The sequence below is a fragment of the Staphylococcus pragensis genome (assembly GCF_004785665.1).
GTDB classification, from domain to species: Bacteria; Bacillota; Bacilli; order Staphylococcales; family Staphylococcaceae; genus Staphylococcus; species Staphylococcus pragensis.
Genome location: NZ_SRPJ01000006.1, coordinates 1 through 26,560, shown reverse-complemented (window position 1 = coordinate 26,560; position 26,560 = coordinate 1). Strand labels below are relative to the sequence as shown.

At 31.0% G+C, this 26,560-nt stretch carries 28 protein-coding genes and 1 pseudogene; 7 read left to right on the top strand and 22 right to left on the bottom strand.

Annotation, left to right across the window (positions count from 1 at the left end; all coding sequences use genetic code 11):
- Window positions 1-25: 25 nt before the first annotated feature.
- The 12 genes from E2558_RS09810 to E2558_RS09755 form a co-directional block, all read right to left on the bottom strand.
- Window positions 26-1,222, bottom strand: coding sequence for a capsular biosynthesis protein (locus tag E2558_RS09810; RefSeq protein ID WP_126565712.1), 1,197 nt, complete (start codon window positions 1,220-1,222; stop codon window positions 26-28).
- On the bottom strand, window positions 1,215-2,375 hold the full coding sequence (locus E2558_RS09805) for an O-antigen ligase family protein (protein ID WP_126565713.1): 1,161 nt from the start codon (window positions 2,373-2,375) through the stop codon (window positions 1,215-1,217). The genes E2558_RS09810 and E2558_RS09805 overlap by 8 nt, the downstream gene beginning before the upstream one ends.
- Window positions 2,376-2,391: 16 nt before the next feature.
- Window positions 2,392-3,504, bottom strand: a complete 1,113-nt coding sequence (locus E2558_RS09800) for a glycosyltransferase (RefSeq protein ID WP_126565714.1) — start codon at window positions 3,502-3,504, stop codon at window positions 2,392-2,394.
- 10 nt (window positions 3,505-3,514) lie between these two features.
- Window positions 3,515-4,138, bottom strand: coding sequence for a CatB-related O-acetyltransferase (locus E2558_RS09795; protein WP_126565715.1), 624 nt, complete (start codon window positions 4,136-4,138; stop codon window positions 3,515-3,517).
- A complete protein-coding gene (gene wecB, locus E2558_RS09790; RefSeq protein ID WP_126565716.1) occupies window positions 4,135-5,262 on the bottom strand; it encodes a non-hydrolyzing UDP-N-acetylglucosamine 2-epimerase in 1,128 nt (375 codons plus the stop codon). The genes E2558_RS09795 and wecB overlap by 4 nt, the downstream gene beginning before the upstream one ends.
- Before the next feature lie 3 nt (window positions 5,263-5,265).
- Window positions 5,266-6,375 carry a polysaccharide biosynthesis C-terminal domain-containing protein gene (locus tag E2558_RS09785; protein WP_126565717.1) on the bottom strand — a complete coding sequence of 370 codons (1,110 nt, stop codon included), beginning with the start codon at window positions 6,373-6,375 and terminating at the stop codon, window positions 5,266-5,268.
- 11 nt (window positions 6,376-6,386) lie between these two features.
- Window positions 6,387-7,409, bottom strand: coding sequence for a nucleoside-diphosphate sugar epimerase/dehydratase (locus E2558_RS09780; protein ID WP_126565718.1), 1,023 nt, complete (start codon window positions 7,407-7,409; stop codon window positions 6,387-6,389).
- Window positions 7,410-7,419: 10 nt separating this feature from the next.
- The gene (locus tag E2558_RS09775; protein ID WP_126565719.1) at window positions 7,420-9,219 is read right to left on the bottom strand and encodes a polysaccharide biosynthesis protein; all 1,800 of its coding nucleotides are present in this window, start codon (window positions 9,217-9,219) and stop codon (window positions 7,420-7,422) included.
- Between the two features lie 33 nt (window positions 9,220-9,252).
- Complete coding sequence (locus tag E2558_RS09770; RefSeq protein ID WP_126565720.1) at window positions 9,253-10,020, bottom strand: tyrosine-protein phosphatase; 768 nt, start codon at window positions 10,018-10,020, stop codon at window positions 9,253-9,255.
- A 1-nt stretch (window position 10,021) separates the two neighbouring features.
- Window positions 10,022-10,720, bottom strand: coding sequence for a polysaccharide biosynthesis tyrosine autokinase (locus tag E2558_RS09765; protein ID WP_126565721.1), 699 nt, complete (start codon window positions 10,718-10,720; stop codon window positions 10,022-10,024).
- Between the two features lie 11 nt (window positions 10,721-10,731).
- The gene (locus tag E2558_RS09760) at window positions 10,732-11,394 is read right to left on the bottom strand and encodes a Wzz/FepE/Etk N-terminal domain-containing protein (RefSeq protein ID WP_126565722.1); all 663 of its coding nucleotides are present in this window, start codon (window positions 11,392-11,394) and stop codon (window positions 10,732-10,734) included.
- Window positions 11,395-11,921: 527 nt separating this feature from the next.
- The gene (locus tag E2558_RS09755) at window positions 11,922-12,023 is read right to left on the bottom strand and encodes an SE2200 family small protein (RefSeq protein ID WP_126565723.1); all 102 of its coding nucleotides are present in this window, start codon (window positions 12,021-12,023) and stop codon (window positions 11,922-11,924) included.
- Window positions 12,024-12,244: 221 nt separating this feature from the next.
- On the opposite strand from E2558_RS09755, the gene E2558_RS09750 reads away from it, so the two are divergent.
- The gene (locus tag E2558_RS09750) at window positions 12,245-12,871 is read left to right on the top strand and encodes an FMN-dependent NADH-azoreductase (RefSeq protein ID WP_126565724.1); all 627 of its coding nucleotides are present in this window, start codon (window positions 12,245-12,247) and stop codon (window positions 12,869-12,871) included.
- 73 nt (window positions 12,872-12,944) lie between these two features.
- On the opposite strand, the gene E2558_RS09745 is transcribed toward E2558_RS09750, so the two are convergent.
- Window positions 12,945-13,394 carry a MarR family winged helix-turn-helix transcriptional regulator gene (locus tag E2558_RS09745; protein WP_126565725.1) on the bottom strand — a complete coding sequence of 150 codons (450 nt, stop codon included), beginning with the start codon at window positions 13,392-13,394 and terminating at the stop codon, window positions 12,945-12,947.
- Between the two features lie 148 nt (window positions 13,395-13,542).
- On the opposite strand from E2558_RS09745, the gene E2558_RS09740 reads away from it, so the two are divergent.
- Window positions 13,543-15,183 carry an alpha-keto acid decarboxylase family protein gene (locus tag E2558_RS09740; RefSeq protein ID WP_126565726.1) on the top strand — a complete coding sequence of 547 codons (1,641 nt, stop codon included), beginning with the start codon at window positions 13,543-13,545 and terminating at the stop codon, window positions 15,181-15,183.
- Window positions 15,184-15,301: 118 nt separating this feature from the next.
- Here the strand turns inward: E2558_RS09740 and E2558_RS09735 are convergent, their stop codons facing one another.
- Window positions 15,302-16,393, bottom strand: a complete 1,092-nt coding sequence (locus E2558_RS09735) for a CapA family protein (RefSeq protein ID WP_413470813.1) — start codon at window positions 16,391-16,393, stop codon at window positions 15,302-15,304.
- 236 nt (window positions 16,394-16,629) lie between these two features.
- Here E2558_RS09735 and E2558_RS09730 point away from each other — a divergent pair, with 236 nt between their 5' ends.
- On the top strand, window positions 16,630-16,929 hold the full coding sequence (locus E2558_RS09730; RefSeq protein WP_126565728.1) for an SdpI family protein: 300 nt from the start codon (window positions 16,630-16,632) through the stop codon (window positions 16,927-16,929).
- A gap of 48 nt (window positions 16,930-16,977) precedes the next feature.
- On the opposite strand, the gene E2558_RS09725 is transcribed toward E2558_RS09730, so the two are convergent.
- The 4 genes from E2558_RS09725 to E2558_RS12510 form a co-directional block, all read right to left on the bottom strand.
- Entirely contained in the window at window positions 16,978-17,793 is an 816-nt protein-coding gene (locus E2558_RS09725) for a poly-gamma-glutamate hydrolase family protein (RefSeq protein ID WP_226386165.1), read from the bottom strand.
- A gap of 263 nt (window positions 17,794-18,056) precedes the next feature.
- On the bottom strand, window positions 18,057-18,209 hold the full coding sequence (locus E2558_RS12365) for a hypothetical protein (RefSeq protein WP_168210240.1): 153 nt from the start codon (window positions 18,207-18,209) through the stop codon (window positions 18,057-18,059).
- Between the two features lie 62 nt (window positions 18,210-18,271).
- Entirely contained in the window at window positions 18,272-19,051 is a 780-nt protein-coding gene (locus E2558_RS09720; RefSeq protein ID WP_229716417.1) for a helix-turn-helix transcriptional regulator, read from the bottom strand.
- 21 nt (window positions 19,052-19,072) lie between these two features.
- Complete coding sequence (locus E2558_RS12510; RefSeq protein ID WP_226386163.1) at window positions 19,073-19,231, bottom strand: hypothetical protein; 159 nt, start codon at window positions 19,229-19,231, stop codon at window positions 19,073-19,075.
- Between the two features lie 256 nt (window positions 19,232-19,487).
- Between E2558_RS12510 and E2558_RS12505 the strand changes: the two genes are divergently transcribed.
- Window positions 19,488-19,769: a DUF4870 domain-containing protein gene (locus E2558_RS12505; protein WP_226386278.1), complete on the top strand. Its 282-nt coding sequence runs from the start codon at window positions 19,488-19,490 to the stop codon at window positions 19,767-19,769.
- 55 nt (window positions 19,770-19,824) lie between these two features.
- Here the strand turns inward: E2558_RS12505 and E2558_RS09710 are convergent, their stop codons facing one another.
- Window positions 19,825-20,586: an alpha/beta hydrolase gene (locus E2558_RS09710; RefSeq protein ID WP_126565729.1), complete on the bottom strand. Its 762-nt coding sequence runs from the start codon at window positions 20,584-20,586 to the stop codon at window positions 19,825-19,827.
- 349 nt (window positions 20,587-20,935) lie between these two features.
- Window positions 20,936-22,171, bottom strand: a pseudogene (arcA, locus tag E2558_RS09705) (arginine deiminase).
- A 603-nt stretch (window positions 22,172-22,774) separates the two neighbouring features.
- Here arcA and E2558_RS09700 point away from each other — a divergent pair.
- Window positions 22,775-23,647, top strand: a complete 873-nt coding sequence (locus E2558_RS09700) for a hypothetical protein (protein WP_126565730.1) — start codon at window positions 22,775-22,777, stop codon at window positions 23,645-23,647.
- A gap of 93 nt (window positions 23,648-23,740) precedes the next feature.
- Here the strand turns inward: E2558_RS09700 and isaB (E2558_RS09695) are convergent, their stop codons facing one another.
- The gene (isaB, locus tag E2558_RS09695; protein WP_126565731.1) at window positions 23,741-24,268 is read right to left on the bottom strand and encodes an immunodominant staphylococcal antigen IsaB family protein; all 528 of its coding nucleotides are present in this window, start codon (window positions 24,266-24,268) and stop codon (window positions 23,741-23,743) included.
- Window positions 24,269-24,654: 386 nt separating this feature from the next.
- Between isaB (E2558_RS09695) and E2558_RS09690 the strand changes: the two genes are divergently transcribed.
- On the top strand, window positions 24,655-25,053 hold the full coding sequence (locus E2558_RS09690) for a YolD-like family protein (RefSeq protein ID WP_126565735.1): 399 nt from the start codon (window positions 24,655-24,657) through the stop codon (window positions 25,051-25,053).
- 80 nt (window positions 25,054-25,133) lie between these two features.
- Here the strand turns inward: E2558_RS09690 and isaB (E2558_RS09685) are convergent, their stop codons facing one another.
- Window positions 25,134-25,655, bottom strand: coding sequence for an immunodominant staphylococcal antigen IsaB family protein (gene isaB / locus E2558_RS09685; protein WP_126565732.1), 522 nt, complete (start codon window positions 25,653-25,655; stop codon window positions 25,134-25,136).
- 198 nt (window positions 25,656-25,853) lie between these two features.
- Between isaB (E2558_RS09685) and E2558_RS09680 the strand changes: the two genes are divergently transcribed.
- Window positions 25,854-26,435 (top strand): hypothetical protein, encoded by a 582-nt coding sequence (locus tag E2558_RS09680; protein WP_126565733.1) that lies wholly within the window; start codon window positions 25,854-25,856, stop codon window positions 26,433-26,435.
- Window positions 26,436-26,560: the final 125 nt, after the last annotated feature.

Here is a 26,560-nt window from a genome sequence, read left to right as displayed (position 1 = left end):
CATGTAAAATTTTAAAATAAATTTATTAAACTGTGCTCTTTTTTGCATTTCTAAAACCAATTGTATTTAATACTAGAAATTTAATTAAATTTAAAATAAGCATTGTTCCAAAAAAGCCTGCCAAGCCATAAATATTAGTAAAGAATATACTTAACAAAATGTAAATAACAGTATGCACACCTATGTAATTAGCTTGTTTTGTAATTGATGCATATCGCGTATTAAGAGCTTGTATAGCTATAGTAACTGAATTAATTAAAACACCCAAATTTCCTATAATAATAAAGCTTTTAATATTATTTACATCTGTTTGATATAATTTAGAAACTACAAAGATAGTTAATGGATAACTTATTATCAATACTATTAGCATAGCTGCAAAACTAATGAGGTTTACATTAACGTATTGCTTAAACTTATTTAAGTTAGAATTTACTGAGATATAAGATAATAGTACATTATTAATTGGAGACATAAACGTAGCTAACATTTTCCCAATAAATGTTGCTAAAAAGGCTAATGTTACAGCTTTCCCTCCAATAATTGGCAAAATTATTAAACGATCTAAATACAAATTAATATTATTTAGGCCATTTGTACTAAATAACATAATAAAGTCTTTTACTATTGGCTTTGAATTAGAATCTTGAGATTTAGCTTTAACCTTTCTCAACTCATAAAATGTATATAATAGAGCGAAAGATTCACTAACTAAAAATATAAGAACCCAATAATGAATTAAGAAAAAGATTAAAAGTCCAATCATCATACCTACAAATTGAATAATAGCAACATACAATATTTTATTGTAATCAAGCTTCATTCTAAAAAAGACATTTAAGTATACTCTTAAGCACATCAAATAGTTAACTACTAATATTAATATTGTTTCTAAAATCCCTAAATTAAAAAACAATTGAAAAATAATGAACAAAATTAATGTTTCAATTAATACTGAAATGTGTAATACTTTGCGAAACTTCGAATAGTAATAATCAGCGGAATAATAATCGACATTAATTAATCGAATATTATTAAGCGTATTTCCTAGAACTACACTACTAATAGTGATTATTGTGTATATTGTTAGTATTTGTCCAAAACTTTTATCACCAAGTATTCTATGAATAAATGGATAAGAAATAAATTGTAAGCCTAGTGCAATCAATAACGAACTTGAAATAGTTTTTAAAGTGTCGATTATAAATAATTTCTTAGACATTTTGATTCCGTTCCTTAGTTAAAAAGTAAAATACAGCAAACCATAATTCACCCACTACTAAATAATTTGTACTAAACATTAACATTGTTATAGGGTAAATAGTAATAAAAACGACTAATAAGTCTATTGAGTTTTTATCGTAATGAGTAAAGAATTTTATAAGAACTAAAATTATTAGAAAAACTAAAATTATTAGTCCTAGAAATCCATACGATAATAACATTTCTAAAACAATATTGTGTGGTATATTATCAATCAAATGATAATAATTAAATGGGCCATACCCTATTAATGGTTTTTCAGAAATATAATGTAAACTCATTTCATAGATTGGTCCTCTGCCAGAAGTTCCATTAATATCAAAGCTACCGTTTTTTATATAAGAAAAAGTCCTATTATCTCCATTACTAACAAAAATTAGTAATGCAGCACTAGCTAAAAAAGCTACCGTGTAAATTGCGATTTTAAGATAAAAAGAGATATTTCTTTTAAATGTTATAAGTACAATTGTTAATAGAGAGTAAAGTATTAATAGAATTGCTCCTCCTCTACCTCCAGGGATAAAAACAGAAGGAAATGTAATAATTGTCATAAAAACATAAAAATTTCTGTGCTTTAAATCGCCTTTTAAAATAAGATAACATCCTAATCCAACAGTAAATGCAGATATGTATGACGCATTTTGATAATTCATTAACCCAAAAACTACTGGAGTAGGTAATTTACCAAGTAAATATGGAATTAAGATTACAAATAAAAACGTCATTGAAAAAATAATAAATATTATCTTAAAAAAACTTTCCACTTTTTTTCTAGAGATACTTTTAATGTAAATACCAGCTATTGAGGCACTAACACACCATAATATAAAAAATCTTATAGTATTTTTGGATAATCTTTCCGAATTATGTGGCGATACAAAATACGCTATTAAAATCAGAATAGATATTGTTAATAATACTATTACTCCAATAGGAAGTTTTTTAGATAATAGTATATTAAATATACAATATCCAATAGTACCAACTGTTACTAAAATCATGACTGGATAATACAACATAATTATATTTAAGTGAAAGACTTGGCTAAATAAAGTTGATACTACAATAAATAAGTTCATACTTATTATTGAGCATAGCATAAAATATTTCATTCTACTCCTTCTTTCACTAAACTGATTTTCTATACAATTCAACTAATTTTTTGCTTTCATTTTGCCAATTCAATTTTTGAGAAGCCTCAATTGCATTTTTTCTTAGTTTATTATACAAACTTTTATCATTTATTAAGCTTTGAACTGCTTCAAAAATATTTTGTGGTGTAACTTCTTCAATAACTATCCCGAAATTATATTCATTATTGAGATAATGATGCTCTTTTACAGGGGATAATATCACTGGAAGACCAGCATGTATACATTCAAATATTTTATTAGATACAGTATATTCATAATTAATAGATATTGGCTTAGTAAGTACTACACCGATATCACTTTCAGTTAATTTATCTACTAATTCTTTCACTTCAACAGGATCATCGATTTTAGCATGAGCATTTGTACTTTCAATTAAATGCTTAATCTCACTCTCTAATGGACCAAATCCTCTTACTATATATAAGGGTCCATCTCTATGATATGTAGCAGCTTTTACAAATTCTTCATATCCTCTATTAGCTACTATTTGGCCTTGATATACTATTTCATTTATCTTTTCTTTTTCCTCAAAAACCCTATTTTCTTTAATAATAGGCGCATTAGTTATAACATACGGGGTTTTTTTATAGCCTTTTTTTTCATAGTATAATTTTGCAGCATGACTAACAGTTATAAATGAATTTACTCTTTTATCAATTATGAACTTTTCAATTATTTCAACAGTTTTAGAAATAATTGAAAATTTATTGATAAAAGAATTTTTTGCATAAATTTCATGCGCATCAAAAATGATATTCGCCTTTTTATAACCACTTAAATAAACCATTAATAATACGTCAAAATCATTTGCATGAATAACATCAGGTTTATATCTTTTAATTTGTCTAATAACTCCTCTGGCAAAATTTATTCTCTTTAACAATTTACTAAAGATTGAATTGTTATCACTTTTTTCTCCAAGCAATTTATATTTAAAATCTAAATTTTTTAAACGCTCTTCAGTAACATTTTTATTATTCATACCAACCATTAAATGAGTGTTAGTAATATTTTTAATAGTTTCCATTTGTTTCAAAATTCTAGGGTCTTGAACAATGTTACTAGATACTATATTTAAAATTTTCATTAATCTCTTCCTATTCCTTTGAAACTTTTAAATTATTTAGAGTAAAGTTTTCGTTTTTTAAAGTTTTAGGATTCATAGTCCACCATTTGCTTTCAAGTAACTGGGCGATAGTATCTTCATCAAATCTTTTTTTTATTATCTTTGCAGGCACCCCACCTACGACTTCATAAGGAGCAATATCTTTTGTAACTACAGAGCCTGTGGCTACTATAGCTCCGGTTCCGATTCTTACTCCATCAAGAATAATAACGTTAGCTCCAATCCAAACATCATGTTCAATAATTGTTTTTTTAGGATTTTCATCGAATTTTAAATATGCTTCTTTAGTTCCAAAAGGATTATTATTCGAATAAAATACCGGTGAACTACTGAAATAATCGACTGGATGCTTTCCTAAGCCCATCTTTACATCAGAAGAGATTGAGCAATAGTTCCCAATCTCTACATTATTAAAGTCACTACCAAAACCAATGTAACTATATTTCCCTATAGATGAATTTCTTATTTTACAAAATCGGTCTATATAATTATTTCCTTCAAAAGTTGAATTTTTAACGTAAGCTAATCTATTAACTCTTATATTTTTTTCTTTTGAAGATGGAGATTTTAATAAACCTAATACTTTATTAATCATGATTTTCTCCAAGTATTACGATTAATAATGTCTTTGTAACTTTGGATGATTTTTACCACTTTAGTTGATACATTCGTATCTTTATAATCAATAGCATCAATCATTGGTTCATCATTTTCTTGCATAGATTTAGCTAATTCAACAGATTGAACAAGGTTATCATATGAAATACCACCTACAATTACTGTACCTTTATCAAGTACTTCGGGTCTTTCAGTTGAAGTACGTATTAAAACTCCTGGGAATTTTAAAATTGATGATTCTTCAGATAAAGTCCCGCTATCAGATAAAACTACAAATGCATTTTTTTGAAGTGCATTATAATCAAAGAAACCAAATGGTTTTAATTGTCTAACTAATGGATGGAATTTAAAGTTTCTTTCCTCAATTTTTTTCCAACTTCTAGGGTGTGTAGAATAAATAACTGGAATTTGATATTTTTCAGCAATATCATTAATTGCATTCATTAATGATAAGAAATTTTTCTCATTATCAATATTTTCTTCACGATGAGCTGAAACTAAAATGTATTTTTGAGATTCTAATTCTAATTTATTTAAAATATCGCTTTCATTAATTTTATAAGCATATTCATCTAAAACTTCTTTCATAGGTGAACCAGTAACAAAAATATTTTGTTTTTGGAAACCTTCATCCAATAAGTAACGTCTACTATGTTCTGTGTATGGTAAGTTCACATCACTTACATGGTCAACAATTTTACGATTAATTTCTTCAGGTACATTTTGGTCAAAGCATCTATTACCTGCTTCCATATGGAATACAGGAATTTTAAGTCTTTTTGCTGATACTGCTGCTAAACAACTATTTGTATCACCTAAAATTAATAATGCATCTGGTTGTTCCTCAGCTAATACTTCGTATGATTTAGCCAAGATATTTCCCATAGTTTCGCCTAAATGACTACCCACAGCTTCTAAATAATGATCAGGCTCTCTTAATTCTAAATCCTCAAAGAACACTTGATTTAATGTATAATCATAGTTTTGCCCAGTATGCACTAATACTTGATTAAAATATTTGTCACAAGCTTTAATTGTTGCTGACAATCTAATAATTTCTGGTCTTGTACCAACAATTGTCATTAATTTTAACTTTTTCATTATTTAGACCTCCAAAAAGTATGTGTCTGGATTATTTGGATCAAAGATTTCGTTTACCCACATGATTGTTACCATGTCAGTATCACCTAAGTTTTCAATATTATGTGTGTAACCAACTGGAATATCAACTACTTCTAGATTATCGCCAGAAACATGATATTCAATTATTTCATTACTTCCAATTTTTCTAAAGCGTATTACACCTTTTCCAGATACTACTAAGAATTTTTCATTTTTAGTATGATGCCAATGATTACCCTTAACTATGCCAGGTTTAGAAATATTTACTGAAAATTGTCCTCTGTCAGGCGTCTTAAAAATCTCAGTAAATGAACCCCTATTATCAACATTCATCTTTAATGGATAACTAAAGCCATCTTCTGGAAGATAACTTAAATATGTACTATATAATGCTTTCTCAAATGGCTCCTTAGTATTAGGTAATGATTTTTTATTCGCAATATCTTTAAACTCATATAATAATTTAGCAATGTTACCTAGTTTCACTTCAAAGACATTTGGTACTTTTGGTTCTCCGTCTTCAATATTTGGATGACCATCAATGGCATTTTTAAACTCTTTTATAACATCATCAATATAATTTAATTGGAGAACTACATTTTCATCGTTAACTTGAATTTCTTCATCTCTAGCAATTTTATGGCAAAACGTTGCGATGACTGAGTTATAATTTGGTTTACACCATTTACCGAATAAATTAGGTAAACGATAAATTAATACTTTATTACCATTTTCTTTTGAAAATTGTTCAAGTACATCTTCACCTTGTCGTTTACTATTTCCATACGGATTATCGTTAGCAGCTTGAATTGAAGATGATAAAATCACATCTGGTTTTTTCGGGTTTTCTTTTAGAATTTCTAAAACTTTGCTTAAGAAATCTACGTTACCCTCTTTAAATTCTTCTTCTCTTTGAGGACGGTTAATTCCAGCTAAATGTACTACTGAATTAGCTTCTAATAAGTGTTTTTTTAAATCTTCAGAGCTAGTTTGTCTATTTATTTCAAGAATTTCATTATCCGTAGTCGCTTTCAAATCTTCTTTAAGGTTTTTACCTACAAATCCGTTTGAGCCTGTTATAACGATTTTCAATATAAACTCTCCTAACCTTTTTTATAATTATTTAATTCAGTTCTTACATATTCTAAAGATAACAATTTTTCTTTAATTTCTTCTACAGTTAAGATGTTAGTGTTATCTGAGTTGTATTCATAAGCTTCTGTAATTTTTTCACTGCCATTTTCATAATATTTACTGTAGTTTAAATCTCTAGAATCTGCTGGTACACGGAAGTAATCCCCCATATCTTCACATTGAGCATATTCTTCTCTAGTTAATAATGTTTCTGCTTTTTTCTCACCATGTCTTGTTCCGATAATTTTAATTTCATTATCAGCCTCAAATAATTGTAGAAGCGCTTCTGCTAAGTCTCCTACAGTTGAACTTGGTGCTTTTTGAACCATAATATCGCCAGTTTTAGCATGCTTAAATGCATGGACAACTAATTCAACTGCTTCTTCTAAACTCATTAAAAATCTAGTCATATTTGGATCAGTAACTGTTAATGGTTCCCCTGCTTTAATTTTATCAATAAACAATGGAATTACTGAACCTCTAGATGCCATCACATTACCATATCTCGTACCACAAATTAACGTTTGATCGCTATCTACATTTCTAGATTTAGCTACGAAGACTTTCTCCATCATTGATTTAGAAATTCCCATTGCATTAATAGGATAGGCAGCTTTATCTGTTGATAAACAAATCACTTTTTTAACATTATTACGTATCGCATTTTGTAAAACATTTTCTGTACCGATAATATTTGTTTTGACAGCTTCCATTGGGAAAAATTCGCATGAAGGGACTTGTTTAAGAGCAGCTGCATGAAATACATAATCAACTTCTCTCATCGCTGTTTCTACACTATGAGAATCTCTAACGTCACCTAAATAAAATTTTAATTTAGGGTTATTATATTTCTTTCTCATATCATCTTGTTTTTTTTCATCTCTTGAAAACACTCTAATTTCTTTAATATCTGTGTCTAGAAATCTTTCCATAACAGCGTTCCCGAATGATCCTGTCCCACCAGTAATTAATAATACTTTATCTTTAAACATATTAACTCTCCTATTCATTAGCTATCTTAATAATTTTTTCTTTTTTAAAGTCATTTGCTAAATCACTAACAATCGCATCTACTTCTTCTTTTGAGAAATCCCTTACTTTACCACGGTAGATTTTTTCGTATACTTGTTCAGGATGTATTTCGTTTTCGTTTAATAATTCTTCATACATCTTTTCACCTGGTCTGATACCACTAAACTTAATTGGAATTTCTTCTTCAGTTTTCCCACTGAGTCTAATTAAGTTTCTTGCTAAATCAACAATTTTAACTGGTTCTCCCATATCTAATACGAATACTTCTCCACCTTTCGCTAAGGCTCCCGCTTGAAGTACTAATCTTGATGCTTCTGGAATAGTCATAAAATATCTAGTCATATCTGGGTGTGTTACAGTTACCGGTCCGCCTGCAGCAATTTGTTTCTTAAATAAAGGAATTACTGAACCACGGGATCCTAAAACATTTCCGAAACGTACAGCAACAAAATCAGTTACACATTTTTCAGCATTTAAACTTTGGACTACCATTTCTGCTACACGTTTAGAGGCACCCATTACATTTGGCGGATTAACTGCTTTATCAGTCGATACCATTACAAACTTTCTTACACCTACATTTTTAGCTGCAGTTGCAACATTTCTTGTACCTAATACGTTATTTTTGAATGCTTCTATAGGATTGTATTCCATCAATGGAACATGTTTATGTGCGGCTGCATGATAAACAGCATATGGTTTATATGTATCCATTACTTCTTGAATACGATCTCCATTTTGTACATCCGCTATAATAGGTATAACTTCAATTTTATCTTTATACATATTTGTTAATTCTTGGTGAATAAGATAAATACTATTTTCTCCGTGTCCCAATAAAATAATTTTTTCTGGTTGGAACTTGCAAACTTGTCGACATATTTCAGAACCTATGGAACCCCCGGCTCCTGTAACCATAACTGTTTTATGAGTAAGTTCTTTAGAAATCATTGCCATATCCAATTCTACTGGCTCACGGCCAAGTAAATCTTCAACCTCAACTCGTTTTAATTGATTAACTTCGAGTTCTCCAGCTAATACTTGTTCAATATTTGGCATTTTAAATAATTCAATACCAGTACTATTACAAATATTATTAATTTCTTTTAAACGTTCTGGTTTAAGAGTAGGTATAGCAATAATTATTCTTTTAATTCTAAATCTATTTACTAAATTAGGAATGTCGTTAATTGTACCTTGTACTTTAACTCCTCCAGCTATAGTTAATTTACGCTTTTTAGGATCATCATCAACCGCTAAAACGGGTTCTAACCCCATTTCTGGACTTCTTAACATTTGTCGAATTAATAATGAACCCCCGCGCCCAGCACCTACAACTAATGTAGGCTTTTTCTTTTCTTGTTTTCCAACTACAAAACCACGCGCAACTCTCCAAGAAATACGTGAACCACCAATTAAAATTAAATGCATCATCCAAGTTATTAAATACAATCTGAAGAATGGTGGGTGGCCAGTAAATATAGGCACTAAAACCATAGTAATTAAAATTGAACAAGTCACTGCCTCAACAATAAGTAGTAATTCATTAACGCTCGCATATTCCCAAGCTCGGTGATATAAATTAAATATATATGCAAAAACATGATGCGATATTAATAATATAATTGCTGTTAGAATCAAAATTTTATTAGAGTATCCGTCGAAAAAAGGTTCTAAAATGTTATAACAAATGAAAACCGAGAACGCTACGATTAATGAATCGATTAAAATTAATATAAGTAAACGTCCTCTTGCGCTTAACTTATCCACGCATCTATCCCCCTAACTTACTTTCCTAAATTATTAAAATAAGCCAAATAATTTTTTTTGCTTAAAATCTTGAGTTGGTTGTTTTTTTGCAAAATCATCATTATTAATTACAAATTTTGCATTATTCATATACTCTTTTATGTTTTCTTCATATTTTTGTATTTTTTTATCTTTCATTAAACTGTTCATAATAAATGGCCTATTAGATTCATGATGAGCATCTGATGCTATAAAATGAGTTAAGTTATTTTCAATCATTTGCATCGAAATTTTCTGTAATTTTTTTCCATGTTTACCAATTAATGATGCGGAAGTTAATTGACTCAATGCACCGGCATTAACAAGATCGAATAACAAATCTAAATTTTGGCTGATTTCTTTATTCCTCTCAGGATGAGCTATTATTGGAACATAGCCTTTAGCTTGTAATTCAAAAAAAAGGCGATTCGTATAGTGTGGAACGCCTCTTGATGGTAGCTCAATTAATAAGTACTTAGAGTGATTCAACCCAATAGCCTCGCCTTTGTCTAATTGTGGAATTATTTGGTCGCTTATTCTTATTTCTTGACCTGGATAAAGGTTTATTCCTAATTTTTTCACTTCATCCATATCTAAAAGTTGTTGTAGTTTTTCTTTGACATTTCCGTATTCATTATCAAAACCTGGGCTAAGATGATGGGGAGTCGCAAAAATATGCGAAACTCCCTCGCTTTTAGCTTGTTTTAATAAAGCTATTGCGTCTTCTTTAGTTTTAGGACCATCATCTACATCAATTAAAATATGATTATGTATATCAATCATTTTAATTGTCCTCTCCATAATAATAATAATAACTTGATGATTTATCCTTTGGCGTTTTATTAAGCACAGCACCTAGTAAATGACCATCAGCTTGATCAATTAGTTGTTTTGCTTTCTTCAGTTCGTTTTTATTATTTCTTTCTGAATCGATGATAATAACACAGTCTCTTACATTTCTAAGGTAAACTTGAGCATCTGTAACCGAAATTACCGGTGGTGTGTCAATTAAGATAAAATCGTATATATCTCCTAATTTTTCTAAGATTTTTTCAAACTGCTTTGATGCAATTAACTCTGACGGATTAGGCGGTACTGGTCCAGATGTCAATAAATCTAAATTTTCAACTCTTGTAGCTCTAATTGCCTTGTCAAAATCAGATTTTCCGATTATTAAATTAGATAATCCATCGTAATTTGAAGTTTCAAAATGATAATGTTGAGTAGGTTTACGCATATCTCCATCGATTATTAATGTTTTATATCCAGCTTGTGCATATGTGATTGCAATATTCGCTGATAAAATACTTTTGCCTGCTGCTGGCTTCTCAGATGTCACTATAATACTTTTAATTTCTTCAACACCAGAAAACATAATATTTGATCTTATTCCTCGAACCTTTTCACTTACAATTGATTTAGGCTTATCTTCAACAAATAATGGTGTTTGTAGTTTTTTACGTTTTTCAATTTTTTTAGTCATAAAAATTACTCCTATTTCAGTTTTTGAATTGATCCTAATACTGGAATATTTAATTCTCTAGTTACATCTTCTTCTGTTCTGATTCTTCTATCAAATAATTGCTTAACAACAATTAATAATATCGCTAAAAGTAATCCAAGCACTAAACCAATAACAATGTTTTGAGCTGGTTTTGGTGAAACTTTTTTAGCTGTTCCATCAGCTTTTGATAGTACTGAAACATTATCAACGTTCATAATTTTAGGCATATCTTTACTAAAAACTTGTGCTATATCATTTGCAACTGTTTCCGCATCTTTTTTGCTTTCACTTTTAACATTAATATTTAAAATTTGAGTATCAGTTCCAGTTGTAACCTCTAACATTTCTTTTATGTCTGAAGCCGAATATTTTTCATTCTTTTCAGCAACATCGTCGATTATACGAGGACTTTTTAAAATTTCAGCGTATGTATTAACTAATTGCAAATTACTTTGAACTTCTTGCGCCATATATTCATTACTTTTATCTTTTTGGTTAACTAATACTTGAGTATTTGCTTCATACTCGGGTTTCATTAAAAATAAAGTAATTAATAAACTGATAAGCATAAAAATAATCGGAAGAATTACAAGTAGTTTCCAATTATTTTTAATAGCATCTATAAATTTTGATAAATCCAGTGAATTTTCCATATTTACCTCCAATGATTGATTTCGATATTAATTTTATATTTATATATATATGTTTTTACAACATAATTTCAAAAATATAAAAGTGTATTATATTGAGATTTTCACTTTAGAAATTTAATCAATTATTAATTTTCTAATTTAATATTATAATGCAATTAAAAAAACATTACAGTTCATCTTATCTAAAGTTTTAGAAATAACATTTAAAATTGTGTAAATATCATGTAAATTTTCGTATTTCACTAAACCTCCATTTTACTTATCCAATTAATCCGAGTGGAATAATTGGATAAGTACCTCCCGTCATTATATAATATTGCCCGGTCATCATGTGTCGTTTTAAAAGAAAATCATTAATTATTTCAATATATATAAATAAAATTAATTTGACTTTTTAGAAATATATACACGCTTTAATTCAGTTAATAATTTTTCAATTACACTAAATTTAATAAATAATATGTATATTTCACAAAATATAAAAAGCCAAGACATTTTCCATATGAAAATATCTTGACTCATTATTTTTAATATTCAATATTAGGCATTTCATTAACTTTATTTTGATATTTCTTGAAACCGACAAATGCAGCTACACCTAAAACTAATGTAATTAGTAATCCTCTCATGTCTATCACTCCTTTAAGGTTCTACACTAATTAGATCTCTTCTTTATGTAGTGAATCTAAATATATCTCTATTATACACTTACTTAGTATCTTTTTTAAAGATGCCTAAAAGAATTACATACCCCATTGGACTGATTTTTTTATGAAAGTATTGTAATAATTTAAAAATCGAATATATTAATTATATCGATTTCGAAATAATTATTTGTAGGAGAACTATTATGACTAAATTATTATATATTATAGCACACCCTTTAGATGAATTAGCTTCTAATTCTATGGCTGCTGGTAAAGCATTTACTGATGCTTACAAAGAGAACCATTTTAATGATGAAGTAAAACACATCGACTTATTCAAAGAAGATATTCCTATGATTGATAAAGATGTATTAACTGGTTGGGGTAAATTACGTAACGGTGATGAATTAACTAGTGATGAACAACAAAAAGTGAATCGTTTAAGTGAAATTCTAGATGAGTTTTTAGCAGCTGATAAATATGTATTTGTATCACCAATGTGGAACTTATCATTTCCTCCTGTATTGAAAGCATATATTGATGCGATTTCAATTGCTGGTAAAACTTTCAAATATACAGCTGAAGGTCCTCAAGGTCTTTTAACTGATAAAAAAGCATTACACATTCAATCACGTGGTGGTTATTACACAGAAGGCCCAGACGCTGAAGTTGAAAGTGGTGATCGCTACTTAAGAAATATTATGACATTCTTAGGCGTTCCTTCATATGAAACAATTATCATTGAAGGTCATAATGCTGAACCTGAGAAAACTGAAGAAATTAAAGCAGCATCAATTGCTGAAGCTAAAGAATTAGCTAAAACATTCTAATTATTATAACTAAAGGCGAGAAACTGAAATTAATCTAGTTTCTCGCCCTTATTATTTCATCTAGTATTCAAAGTCATTCTTCATTTTTTAAGTGTTGGATGCCTTGGAAGCCTTCGCGACGGTTAGACAGTTCTTCCATAATGGCGTACCAGTCGTGCCCTACTTTTTGAAAGGTGCTTTGCATCAAATCATCTTGCGCTTTGTTTAATTTATCAATTAACTTACTTCCTTTTGGCGTCGGAAATAATTGTTTAACGCGACGATCTTCTTCTGAAGTTTGTTCAATGATTAACCCTTCTTCTTTTAATTTGCGCAATGTCGCATGTGAACCCTGTTTTGAAATTTCCAATGTTTTCAATAATTGTTTAATTGTAATGCCAGGCAATTTATTTATGAAAAACAAAAATCGATGGTGTTGTCGACTCATGCCATACTTTTCAATAATTTCATCAGCCGTGGTAATGAATGTCTTGTATGCGAAATAAAACAACATATGTTCATAATCTTTTTTATTACTATCCATAGACTTCTTTCCTTTGTATTGGGAATTATTATCCATATTATAAACAATTTTCAGAAAAAGGTCATTAAAAGGTCAAGTTTATTGACTTTAATTTAAGTACAGATTATAGTGTAAGTGTATTCTAAATATAGAAAAAGGTGGAATGAATATGAAACGACGTGTAGGACAATATTTAATGGATTCAGTACATGCAGCAGGGGTAGATAAAATATTTGGTGTGCCTGGAGATTTCAACTTAGCTTTCTTAGATGACATTGTACGTCATGATGGCGTGGAATGGATTGGCACTACAAACGAATTAAATGGTAGTTATGCAGCAGATGGTTATGCACGTATTCATGGACTTGGCGTCCTTGTTACTACATTTGGTGTAGGTGAATTAAGTGCAGTGAACGGTATCGCAGGTTCATATGCAGAGCGTGTTCCTGTTATCGCTTTAACTGGTGCGCCTACAAGAGCAGTTGAAAATGCTGGCAAATACGTTCACCACTCACTTGGTGAAGGCAAATTTGATAGTTATCGCAAAATGTTTGAACCTATTACTACAGCGCAAGCGTACATTACACCTGAGAATGCGACAATCGAAATTCCTAGAGTGATTAATGCAGCGATTCGCGAACGTCGTCCTGTTCACATTCACTTACCAATCGATGTTGCAATGGAAGAAATTGAAATTAGCAAACCATATGAAGTGGCATTAACTCCTAAACAAGATTTAAGTCGCTATGTAGATATGGTTGCAGATAAATTAAATAACGCGAAACAACCTGTCATTATCGCAGGTCATGAAATTAATAGTTTCCATTTACATGATGAATTAGAACAATTTGTAAATAAAACGAATATTCCAGTTGTACAATTATCATTAGGTAAAGGTGCTTTTAATGAAGAAAATGAACACTACATTGGCATCTTTGACGGTAAAATTGCTGACGAAGATATTAAAGATTATGTAAATAACAGCGATGCGATTTTAAATATTGGGGCTAAATTAACAGATTCAGCGACTGCAGGTTTCGCTTATGAGTTTAATATTGATGAAGTGGTAATGCTTAACCACCGTCATTTCAAATTAGACAATATTGTTGAAGAAGATGTCACATTACCTAATTTATTGGCTGATTTAAGTAATATAGATTATCATTATGACGGTACGTTCCCTACTTTTAAAAAAGCAGAAGAAGGCAATTATGATTTAACTGACGATGCTTTAACACAAGAGACATACTTCAAAATGATGCAAGAATTCATTGGTGGCGATGACATCCTAATCGCTGAACAAGGTACATCATTCTTTGGGTCATACGAATTAGCTTTACCTCAAGGTATGTCATTTATCGGTCAACCGTTATGGGGCTCAATTGGCTACACATTACCATCAACACTAGGTACTCAAATGGCTGACGCGTCACGTCGTAACATCTTATTAATTGGCGATGGTTCATTACAATTAACCGTTCAAGAATTATCAACAATGATTCGCCACAATATTAAACCAATCATCTTCGTTATTAATAATGACGGATACACAGTTGAACGCTTAATTCATGGTATGGAAGAGCCTTACAACGATATTCGTATGTGGGATTACAAAGCGTTACCTAAAGTATTTGGCGGAGATAATGTTGCAGTGCATGATGTTAAAACATCAAATGACTTGAAACGCGTGTTTGACGAAATTAATGATGCACCTGATCAAATGCATTTCACTGAAGTTAGAATGAATTGGGATGATGCACCAGAAAAATTACGTGACATCTCAAAAGCTTTCGCAGAACAAAATAAATAGTTAGAAGCGCGTGGGGCGAGTGTCTAATTGAGCGCTTAAAAGAAGAAAAGCTAATGTGTAGAGATAAGTTTCTGCACATTAGCTTTTTTGTGTTTCTGTGAAGTAATTGCGTGTTGTCTTAAATGCTTTTTTCATTTAATAATTGATTATCAATCACCTGTTTAGTGATATCTTGTAGATGATGAATATTCCATTCGCTTTGCGGGTCATTTTGTAAACCATGTTTTCGGACAAGTTGGTCATTATAATCATCTAAATTGTAGATACGGAAGTTCTGTCGTGTGTTTTTATTGTAAGGATTAGCTTGCTCATAGTGATTAACCATACTCGTCCACGTTACATGATCTACATGCACATCTTTAGGCGTCTTCACAATATCGAAATTAATACGTCCTAACAATTGGTTATTTTCATTGCCTCCATATTGCCCATTCAGAAAATTACCTAATGAATAAGCCACAAGTGTTTTATGATGGGAAGTCTGACTTTTAACCCATTCAACAGGTTGTATCACATGGGGATGTGTACCTATCACGATATCGACACCTTCATTAGCGAAGAGTTGCGCATACTTTTGTTGTGTTTTATTTGGTTGTAAGTGATTCTCGTTACCCCAATGCGCTGATACCATGACAACATCGCTTTCTTTCTTAGCTTTGCGTACATCACGTTTAATCGTTTGTTCATCAAACGTTTTAACTGTATAAGGATATTGCGACGTCATATCATTCGTACCATATGTGTAACTTAGCACACTCACTTTAATACCATTTGATGTTATCGTATGTATATCTTGTGCTTCCTTTTCTGAATCATAAATGCCAGTGAACAAAGACTTATCTTTATAATGCTTCCAAGTTTGAATATGATTATGAACACCATCATCACCTTGATCGAGCGTATGATTATTCGCACCGTTAACTATATCAAAGCCAGTACTTATAACGTCATGGGCAATTTGACTTGGCGTATTAAACTGCTTAAACCCTGAAAACGGACGATCATCTCCACCAAGCGGAGATTCTTGATTCACAAAAGCTAAATCAGGTTGTTGAATGTCCTTCTTAACGTGTTCATACATCGGAGTAAAATCAAAAGTGCCATCTTGGCGTTGCGCATCATTATAAACTACGGGATGAATAAGATTATCACCGACTGCCACAACCGATGCTTTCTCACTAGTATCGGTCGCTAATGCCATGCCACCCATTACCACAAAAATTAAAAAAAGAGCAATGCAACTAAAGTAATACTTGAACAATTGAAAAACGCCTCTTTCTTGATGAAATAGAAATAAAGCACCTTTTATATTCAGAACAATATTTTAAAGTTTATCTATATAATACTATTTATTAATTTTAAAACAGTTACATTTTATATTCAATTTAATATAAATGATGAAATGTTATAATTAAGAAAAATCGATAAATAAATGGAGTTTACATAATGTTATTATTGCCACTAGGTATTATGATGGGAATTTTTGGCTATATTTTCAAAAATTCTCCGCCAAAAGAAAGAAATTTATTATATGGATATCGTACTAAAAAAGCATTAGCAAATGATGAAAATTGGATGAAAGCTCAAATTTTATTTTCTAAATATACCTTGAAGTATTTATCAATAGTTATTGTGAGTGGAATTTTTGATAGAAATAATCTTTTTTATGTTTTATTAATAATTGAAATTGTTATTATGGTTTGGTATTTATTTATCATTTATTTTAAAGTAGAAAAAAAGCTATAGTTTTCAAACTAATTTAAAACAAGACTGCCCTGCTGGCAGCCTTGTTTATTATCTATCCCTACCTGAATCGTCCACTTGTTTAATTGCTTTATCCAATGCTTCTGAGAATTTATACATCACTGGTGACCAGTTCTGCTTATTTGCTCTAGATTTCGGTGACATATTTTCATTAATAAAAAGTGACTTTCTAAACGCAGTTGTCAATTCTAATTGCACGCCTTTATCTTTAAAATCGCGATTCACAAAATTTTGTTTCAAATCGCCACCAAGGTAAGATGGCGCAATTTTCACTGTAAAATGTTGCTTTAATAACTGTTGTTTTATCGCTTCTTTTAATTCTGTATCTAATCCACCTAAATAAATGATCGGTTTATCACCTTTCGCACCATGAATTGATACAGCAAAATCTTTTGATTTTACCATATTCAGTAATGTAGGATCATTATAATGCGAAGAAGTCACATGAAATTTTTCAGGATTCTGTTGATTTAAGACAGTGAACGAATAATAGTCATAATGATTATGGTTCGCCACCATTTTTGTTAATTCGGTTGTGCCCTTTTCAATATTACCCCCGCGAGGCGCAACAATGATGACATTACTGCCTACTCTCTTAATCTCTTTCTTCCAATCGACACCTTCCTGGCTATTCGCAAAGAGCTGCGTCATTGAATGGAAATGGTCTTTATGTGGAATCTTTGGCACAATCGGTGTAGCGGGCTCCAAATTGATATTCTCCTCTTTCCCCTTTTCATTTTCATGATTAAGAGGATGAGGTAACTTGTGCTTAGTCTCCTCTTTATGTGGCACACCTTGATGCCCCTCCTCTATAGCTTCCGCTTCCTTATGAAAAAGGCCAACCACTAACACTACCACCAATAAACTGACTACCAAGATTACCCAATTCTTCAAATACGAGAAATTGCGTGCACCTTTCATTCTCAAATTAAACATTTCCCTTCTACAATTAATAATTAAATTTGGACAATAGCCGTAAATTAAATGTCATACACATCCATATCTTCATTAATTAATATAGAAAGTATTCTCCTATTTGAAATCATCCTTAAGACTTATTATTTCAAATAGTTGAATTTAGTATTTACAATTTAATTATGAACGAACAATTACATTAAATACTTTTTACCTTTATGTATTTTCATCCATATAGTGCGACTATATATCATAGCCATGGCGTGTTCTTCGGGACTTCTTAAAAATGATGGTTTTAATAAAGCTTTAATTGCTATTTTCTTAGCTTTGTTATCTAATTTAATCATGAGAACGCCTCCGCTCGACTTATTTGTTACATATCATAACCCACTACACAGACAATTTTTGTCTATTCATAGTTAGCCATAATCCTTTTCACTTCTGCTATATGTTTTTCTTTCAAACTATTAGGTGAGATGACTTTCACTCGTGCACCTTGTGATAATAGCCACATTAAGATACCATCACCTATGACTTCGATTTCAACTACAAAGCGATTGTTTGCGTAGTCCTTTTTCAATAAGCGAGCAGTAGGAAATCTATCTAACACTGATTCAATAATGCCTCCATTAAATTCAAAGCTGACCTTCTTCCATTCGCCACCATACATGAAATAAATACGCTGCTTCAAGGCACCCTCTCTAAAATAAGGTGAATTAGGTTCCTTAAATTTATCTTCAACTTTCATATAATCTTGAATACGATCTATTCTGAAAATGAGTACTTGTTCCTTATCATTCACACCTACTAAGTAAAAATAAAGTTCAGAAAATGTAATATACATCGGCTTAATTGTATGAATACGTCCTTGGTTCATTGCATTAAAATATTCAAATTTAATCGTTTTATTCTGTTGAATGAGTAAGTTAATCTCCCATAATTTATTTAATAATGGCTCACCGTGATTCATAGGTTCATAATGAACTAATTCAGATTGAATCGCTTTTTCAATAATACGTTGATTCTCTTCAGTAATATGATTCGTTAAGTTATTAATAATTAGATGTATTTCCTCTTCAGATAATCCTCTTGTTGAAATCAGTATTTTTAAGATTGCTAAGATTTGCGTAGCATCAAATGTTTCATTCTGTAAACGTGTCATTTCATATTTACGATCAGTCTGATTCATGACTATTCTTAAGTGTTCTATTTATTGTCTTGTATCAAAAAAGTCATTCAAGCTCGCTATGTAACGTTGTACTGTACGATCTGATTTCTTACCAATAATTTCTCCAATTTGTGTTTTAGTAAAGCGTTCGCCTGACATGAATCTAAAATATAAATCAAGCATATCTGTCGCTTTTGCCATGATATCGCCCCTTCATTTTCAAAAAGTGTTCTTTAATAATTCTATTTAATTAAACTATAACTCTTTAAAAAATGTAAGATGCATATTTAGTGAAAATGACAAAAATTGTCGTACACATTGGATATACTAAGGTCAAGAAGTTCAAAACACGTAGAAAGTTGGGAATTGAATAATGAATTTGCAAAACCAGTCTAAAAACCCTCATGCATTTGGCGACGTATCACAGAATGATAGAAACATGGCAATGTTAATATGAATCCTATCTTTATTAACAAGTTTTATCGGTCCTTTGGTGATTTGGTTAATGAAAAAAGAGGAATCTGAGTATATTAACCAACAAGGCAAGAATTACTTTAATTACGCGATTAGTTACGCTATTTATGGTATCGCGAGTTACATCTTAATTATTGTGTTAATCGGTTACTTGGCATTATTTGTTGTTGCCATCGCAAGCTTGATTTATTGCATTTTAGGCATTATTGCCATGAATAAAGGTGAAGATTACGTCGTGCCATTTAGTTTACAACTTATTAAATAGATAAAGTTAACCCTCTAATGTGAAGTCGTCTCACATTAGAGGGTTTTTTCTAGCATTATTCTTCTACTAACCATTCAATTGTGCGCTTAATCGCTTTATCCCAGAATGCATAGTCATGATCGCCAGGGCCTTCTTCATATTGATATTTAATGCCTTTGTCATCTAAATATTTCATAAACTGTTGATTATCATCGTATAAGAAATCTTCGGTACCACATTGAATCAATAGTTGCGGTAGGTCGACCCCATTTTCAACCGCTTCATCTACTAGATGATATGTATCTAATTCAGTTCCTTTAAAGGTTGTATCTTGCCCAGTGACCGCTTGTGGTGAGAAGTCTGTCCACTCAAGATCTATTAACCCTTGCGCCTCGAATACAGCTGACAATGGTGCTGCCTTTGAAAATAACTCACTCTGTGTCAAAACGAATTTCATCGTGCCATAACCACCCATCGAATGACCTGCTATGAAGTTGTCTTCACGCTTAGTAGATAATGGAAAAACTTGATGCGCATAATTGTAAATTTCCAAAATATAATCATAATAACTATGACCATACGTCATATTAGCATATCCACTATGGTCCGCATTCGGCATAATCACTGCCAATTGATGTTCTTCAGCATAACGCTCAATACTTGTAAAACGCGTATAAGATGTCGCATCACTCGATAAACCATGTAATAACAATAATGTCTTTAGTGGCTTCGCAGATTGTGATCGACTAAAAAAGCTATCATCCTCTGGAATAATCGCCATAAACGATTGATTCATCCCAATTGTCGGAGATTTATAATTAATAGTCATTAACGCCATGTTGCTTCTCTTCCCTTCAATATAAACTAGAGTATTATCACTATTTTACACTTTTTTGCCATTATTGATAATCTTAAAACACCTAAATAGAAAAGACGTTAGTAACCATACTAACGTCTAAAGTAGTAATTTAAATTTATACAGAGTTTGGTAGATTAACACTTTCCATATTCCTAACGTACTCACAATATCTCCTCGTTGTTTCACGTGAAATCCTAGACAAATCACTTAGCATATGAAACAGTTGCGTCACTTTTCTCATTGAATGTTTCACGCAAAACATTTCCCGATGACAACCAAATATATAGGTAAATTGATCCGAGGTATAATATAGCCCTTGCCCTTTTCCCTAAATGTCTTCTCTAAATAATGGTTGGCTCATACATCTCGGACCCCCACGTCCACGCACTAACTCACTACCCGTAATTTCAATTACTTTAATTCCTTTATCACGTAACAATTGGTTAGACACATAGTTACGGTCATACGTTACAACTACCCCTGGACGAATACATAATGTGTTTGAACCATCATTCCATTGTTCACGGGCGCCATCAATGACGTCTCCATTACCAGTTGGAATAAATTCGATGTGATCGACACCTAATACATCCGCCAATGTCTCACGTAACTGATGTGATTGTGTAATTTTGATATCATCTTTCGCTTCATCATATTCAATGGTAAAGATGTTCATATTATTTTCTTCCTTAAAGATAGCTGCATGCACTGTGAATTTATCATAGTCAATCATTGTAAATACCGTATCTAAGTGCATAAATGAACGACTATTCGGAATCTCTATCGCAATGACTTTCTTGAATGTTGTAGACCCATCTTTGAAAATGTTGCGAGCCAAACGTTCGATGGCTTGTGCTGACGTACGTTCAGAAATACCGATCGCTAATGCCTCTTTAGATAAAATTAATTGATCGCCACCTTCGATATTGAATGGTGAATGACGATCTAACCATACAGATATATCTGCATCTTTAAAACGTGGATGATGTTTTAAAATATATGTGAAGAACAGTGATTCTCTACGACGTGCTCTCCAATACATACGATTAATGGTCATTCCTCTACCTACAGATGCTTGAGGGTCACGTGTGAAATACAAATTTGGCATAGGGTCTAAATAGAATGGGTATCGATCATCTAAATATTCCACTAAATGTGTTGTTTCTAATTTAATTTCTTCTTTACGAATACCAGCCATAATTTTATCGATCAACTCTTGATCTGATAATGTGTCGAATTATTTTTTTATTTCTTCTTCATGACCTAGAATCGTTTTTTGAGATTCTGCTAAAATATCGTCAATAAATTGTTCGCGTACCGCTTTATCCGCAATCGCTTCAGTTGCAAGTTTTTCTAAATAAACAACTTCCACGCCTTCATCTCTAAGTGTTTGCGCGAACTTATCATGCTCTTCTTGCGCTACTTTTAAATAAGGAATATCATCGAATAACAACCCACTTAAGTGATCTGGCACTAAATTTTCTAATTCTTTACCAGGTCGTTTTAACAACACTGTTTTTAATTTACCGATTTCACTGTTTACTTGAATTGGTCCTTGCGTCATATCCATTTCCTCCTTTATTTATCTCTAATCAAAATTATAAAGCGCTTTCATTTTTGCATATATGATTTATTTGTATTATCAATTTTCATACTTTTTGACTATTCAATATGCCTGTCCATTAGAATATACAGTTTTACATAGTATTAACTGTGTATATTTCATTCATCTGTCTATTACTATTGGCACTGGGAATTTTTTATTCAATAATTTGCATATATAATCATTCTCGATTTTTAAGTTTCTTTTTGAAAATGAAAATATTAGAAATACTTATTTAACAGTATTTCATAAATAAGTATAAAGAAGATTAATTTATAATTCCACCAAAAATATTATGCATTAATTCGTATATTTATAACAAAATAACTTATATTATATATTGTGTGCTTTATCATGTGACGAAATCAGTGTCATTTTGCATGTAATTACTTATCCATTTCATGAACGGTTAGTTCAAATTTAGATTTATTTAACATTTAACAAATTTTACACAAACTAAACGAAAGTAATATTGCACTTTTGTAATATAAATGTAATATTGCAATCAAATAGTAATAATTTTCAAAAGACCTACTATTTAAATTATATAAAGGAGGTTTGACTATGCACAAATTCACTAAAATTACTTTGCCATCTGTTATTGCACTTGGAACTGTATTAGGAGCTGGATATCCAACTGAAACAATTCATTCAAACGAAGCACATGCTGCACAAAAACAATTATCAAATACTCAAATTGAAAACATCGTTAGACAATACTTTAAACAACGTCACATTGAAACAGACAACAGTTTTGGTATTAAAGTAGTTAAAAACCCTTCTCTTTATACTGATTTACCTAAAGGTTATGTTCCTGTTATCTACGCTGAAAGAGGCGCTAATAGTTCAGCAGCAGTTTATGTTAATAAAACAACTGGTAAAATCATCGATCGCAACACGCATAATATCGGTAATTACGATAAAAAAAGACAACTTTCTAATGCTGAATTAGTAAATATTGCGAATCTATATTTTAATGTTCATCAAATTAAATTAAATAAAAGTGTAGGCGTTAAAGTGGATAAAGAGACATTCCTTTATAACGATCTGCCTAAAGGCTATATTCCAGTCATGTATGGTGAACAAGGCGGTAATGGTTTATCAGCCATTTACATCAATAAAACAACCGGTAAAATTATTGACCATAACATTCATAACTCAAGCAACTTTAACCATACAAGACAACTTTCTGATGTTGAAATTATTAGTGTCGCGAAACAATACTTCAATAGCCACAATATAAAAATCGAAAATAGTATGGGTCTTAAAGTAGATAAAAATGTATCACGCTATAGCGATTTACCTAAAGGTTACGTTCCTGTAGTATACGCGGAACAAGGAAGCAACGGTGCATCAGTCATTTATGTCAACAAAACAACTGGTAAAGTGATTGATCACAATACGCATAATGTAGGTCATTACGGTAATAAAAAATAACATTAAATATGCATTTTCCACGCATTATTTATGGAATTAAAAAAGACAAATCTAATGACAGTTTCATTCGTCTTAGATTTGTCTCTCTTTTATTTAGTTCTTTTTCATTGCTTGTTGTGTAGTGCTATAACCCATCACTACTCGATCAACTTTGCCTTCATTTAAATCAAACCATACTGTCATGCCATTTTGATTAGGTTGATAGAAATAAATTCCCGTAGTATTGTTTTTGCCATTATCAATTTTTTGTAAGTCTTTGCCGTATAATTTATTAAGTTGTGCAAGTGACATATGACCTGTTACTTTCATATCAAGTAAAGATGCTGTCTTCCCATCTTTAGATACGTTTCTGAAATATTGATCGTATTTCTTAACATTTTTTGTCGAATTTGTATTTTTTAATTTAATACCGTTAAACGTTACATTTTCAGCTTTAACTGCATTTTTGAAGTTTTTGTCTAATACGAATGACACATCATGCCCAGCGTAACCGTTATAGTTATAATATGCTGAAGTTGCTGCGTGCGCAGTATGTTGCGTCACTTCTCCAGTTGCACCCATACCAAATAACGTACCGAATGCCAACGTTGTTGCTACTAAAGTTTTTGTTGTTTTTTTCATCACTTTCGCCTTCTCTCTCTTTAACTACTCAATATAGTACTCCATAACTCATATTTAGACAATTTTTATTATTTTTGAAAATGGAAACCAAATACTTAGTTATATCATTTTATTAAATTCCACAATGAAAACAATATTTTTTTATATAAGTTGTGCTATACTAAATGTAGGAGTAATATCCCCATTAACTCCTTCACAAAAAGTTATATTATGTAATGACTACAGGTCATAAGTTTACTTCCCCTTTGTTAGACTTATGACCTTATTTTTTTATTTTCAAATAAAAATTCATTATATTCTAGAAAATATATAAAATTTATTTATAGTATAGGAAACCTCTTCAAACATGCGAACATATGTTCTATAATAACGATGAGGTGGTTAAAATGATTCCAGAACAATACAAAAATGAAACAGATTATCGGAAAATTCCTAGAGAGTACCTAGACCCTAATATCCCCCAAGGTCGAGGTATGGTAAAGTGGGCGCCTTTTGCGACAATGCCTGAACAATACGAGCGTTTACGTGAATTTATTGAAGAACAGAATAAAATCAGTATGCCCTCCCTGTCAGAAGATCAGCTGGATACTTTGAATCGTCAGTTAACTCAGAAATACACGCAACGCCAACTTGCTATGATTAGTTATTGGAGAAATGGCTATATCCATTCAATTGCAGCATACATTCATCGCATTGATATGTTAAACCAATGCATTACTATTAGTAATGAAAATGGCACCCAAACCATGAAACTCGAATTTGGAGTTATTTGTAATGTGGAATAACCACTAAATGAAAAACAGCAATGTCTATGATATAAAATAGACATTGCTGTTTTATTCATTTTTACTTTTTCAAAATAATATTATTTACTAGTTGTAAAGCCAGCATAACTAATATCTACTTCTACTACGTGCCCATTGTTGACAACAAATGTAGTAACTAAACCGTCTTGAACAGGTCTATATTCAAAAATACCACCTGTTTTGTCATTTACGTTTCCACTAACTTTCTTCAAATCTTTACCATATGCTTTTTTAATTTGCTTTAATGATAAGTCCCCTTTAACTATAAATTGAACTTTATTTGCTTTCTTACCGTCTTTAGTTACGCCCGTAAATTTTTGATTATACTTTTCAACCACTTTCGTAGCTTTAGTAGGTGCAAGTTTAATTCCACTAAATGTTACATTCTCATGTTTAACAGCATTCACAAAGTTTTTATCTGTTAAAAATTTAGCATCTTTGTCGATGTAACCGTTATACGAATAATACGGTTTAACTGCAGCGTGTGCTGTGTGTTCTACTGGTAATACCGTTGCGCTAACGCCTAAAAGTGTTCCAAATGCTAGAGTTGTTGAAGCAATAGTTTTTACTACTTTATTCATGATAGTCCTTCTTTCTGTATTGGATTTATATTACATCTTTATTATCGCATAATACTCATAAGCAGACACTGTACTTTGGATGTATTTAGCATAAATTTTAGTAAACAAAATGTAATATTATAAAAATGTGTATATACTATCTATTTTATGAAATTTCATTATAATAAAATAAATGAAAGAAAAACGGAGGACCATATTTTGAAAAAGGTATTGGCAGGTATCGTCATCGTATTACTTATTGTTGCTTTAGGTTTCTCAATATTCTTCGCAACAACACATAAAACTTCAAATACAAAAGATGACAATCCAACTGAAAAACGCGAAACAAAAGAGAAAAAACATAAAAAAGAAAGTATTACAGAAGAACGTACACAAGAGCAAGACAACACAACAGATAATGGCGAAAACGCTCAAACAGAACCAGCAACACAAAATATACAAAACACACAACAGAATTATTCAAACCAAGATAATTCTAATAATACTAAAGCAGAGAAAACACAAGAAACACCAAAAACGCAAGAGCAATCCAGCACAGAGAATAAAACAAACAATTCAAGACAAAATAGCTCAGAAAGCGCAACAACAGAAAAAAATACAAACCAGCCTTCAACATCTCAACAACAAAGTACACAACAAAACAGCACACAGCAGAACAGCCAACAAAGCAAGCCACAAAACAACTCAACACAGACGAATTCAACTCAAAACAGCAGTGGTTCAACTCAAAACAGCAGTGGTTCAACTCAAAGTAGCAACCCAAACAACAAAACCAATTAAAAACGGCTCTATAATAAATTGGACTGATGACTAAAAATCATCAGTCCAATTTTTATGTTTTGAATACAAAAATAGCGCAATTACCTCTATAATTATTAGCTACCACACCAAATAAAAAAGAAAGG

Excerpts from the sequence above, each read along its gene's own strand:
- E2558_RS09710 (WP_126565729.1), bottom strand. The coding sequence starts at position 20,586 with ATGGCGTTAATGACTATTAATTATAAATCTCCGACAATTGGGATGAAT.
- E2558_RS09780 (WP_126565718.1), bottom strand. The coding sequence starts at position 7,409 with ATGTTTAAAGATAAAGTATTATTAATTACTGGTGGGACAGGATCATTC.
- E2558_RS09740 (WP_126565726.1), top strand. The coding sequence starts at position 13,543 with ATGAAACGACGTGTAGGACAATATTTAATGGATTCAGTACATGCAGCA.
- E2558_RS09800 (WP_126565714.1), bottom strand. The coding sequence starts at position 3,504 with ATGAAAATTTTAAATATAGTATCTAGTAACATTGTTCAAGACCCTAGA.
- E2558_RS09735 (WP_413470813.1), bottom strand. The coding sequence starts at position 16,393 with ATGGGTGGCATGGCATTAGCGACCGATACTAGTGAGAAAGCATCGGTT.
- E2558_RS09700 (WP_126565730.1), top strand. The coding sequence starts at position 22,775 with ATGCACAAATTCACTAAAATTACTTTGCCATCTGTTATTGCACTTGGA.
- E2558_RS09795 (WP_126565715.1), bottom strand. The coding sequence starts at position 4,138 with ATGATTAATAAAGTATTAGGTTTATTAAAATCTCCATCTTCAAAAGAA.
- E2558_RS09745 (WP_126565725.1), bottom strand. The coding sequence starts at position 13,394 with ATGGATAGTAATAAAAAAGATTATGAACATATGTTGTTTTATTTCGCA.
- E2558_RS09805 (WP_126565713.1), bottom strand. The coding sequence starts at position 2,375 with ATGAAATATTTTATGCTATGCTCAATAATAAGTATGAACTTATTTATT.
- E2558_RS09810 (WP_126565712.1), bottom strand. The coding sequence starts at position 1,222 with ATGTCTAAGAAATTATTTATAATCGACACTTTAAAAACTATTTCAAGT.
- E2558_RS09750 (WP_126565724.1), top strand. The coding sequence starts at position 12,245 with ATGACTAAATTATTATATATTATAGCACACCCTTTAGATGAATTAGCT.
- isaB (WP_126565731.1), bottom strand. The coding sequence starts at position 24,268 with ATGAAAAAAACAACAAAAACTTTAGTAGCAACAACGTTGGCATTCGGT.
- E2558_RS09760 (WP_126565722.1), bottom strand. The coding sequence starts at position 11,394 with ATGGAAAATTCACTGGATTTATCAAAATTTATAGATGCTATTAAAAAT.
- E2558_RS09720 (WP_229716417.1), bottom strand. The coding sequence starts at position 19,051 with ATGAATCAGACTGATCGTAAATATGAAATGACACGTTTACAGAATGAA.
- isaB (WP_126565732.1), bottom strand. The coding sequence starts at position 25,655 with ATGAATAAAGTAGTAAAAACTATTGCTTCAACAACTCTAGCATTTGGA.
- E2558_RS09730 (WP_126565728.1), top strand. The coding sequence starts at position 16,630 with ATGTTATTATTGCCACTAGGTATTATGATGGGAATTTTTGGCTATATT.
- E2558_RS09755 (WP_126565723.1), bottom strand. The coding sequence starts at position 12,023 with ATGAGAGGATTACTAATTACATTAGTTTTAGGTGTAGCTGCATTTGTC.
- E2558_RS12510 (WP_226386163.1), bottom strand. The coding sequence starts at position 19,231 with ATGGCAAAAGCGACAGATATGCTTGATTTATATTTTAGATTCATGTCA.
- wecB (WP_126565716.1), bottom strand. The coding sequence starts at position 5,262 with ATGAAAAAGTTAAAATTAATGACAATTGTTGGTACAAGACCAGAAATT.
- E2558_RS09770 (WP_126565720.1), bottom strand. The coding sequence starts at position 10,020 with ATGATTGATATACATAATCATATTTTAATTGATGTAGATGATGGTCCT.
- E2558_RS09690 (WP_126565735.1), top strand. The coding sequence starts at position 24,655 with ATGATTCCAGAACAATACAAAAATGAAACAGATTATCGGAAAATTCCT.
- E2558_RS09765 (WP_126565721.1), bottom strand. The coding sequence starts at position 10,720 with ATGACTAAAAAAATTGAAAAACGTAAAAAACTACAAACACCATTATTT.
- E2558_RS12365 (WP_168210240.1), bottom strand. The coding sequence starts at position 18,209 with ATGATTAAATTAGATAACAAAGCTAAGAAAATAGCAATTAAAGCTTTA.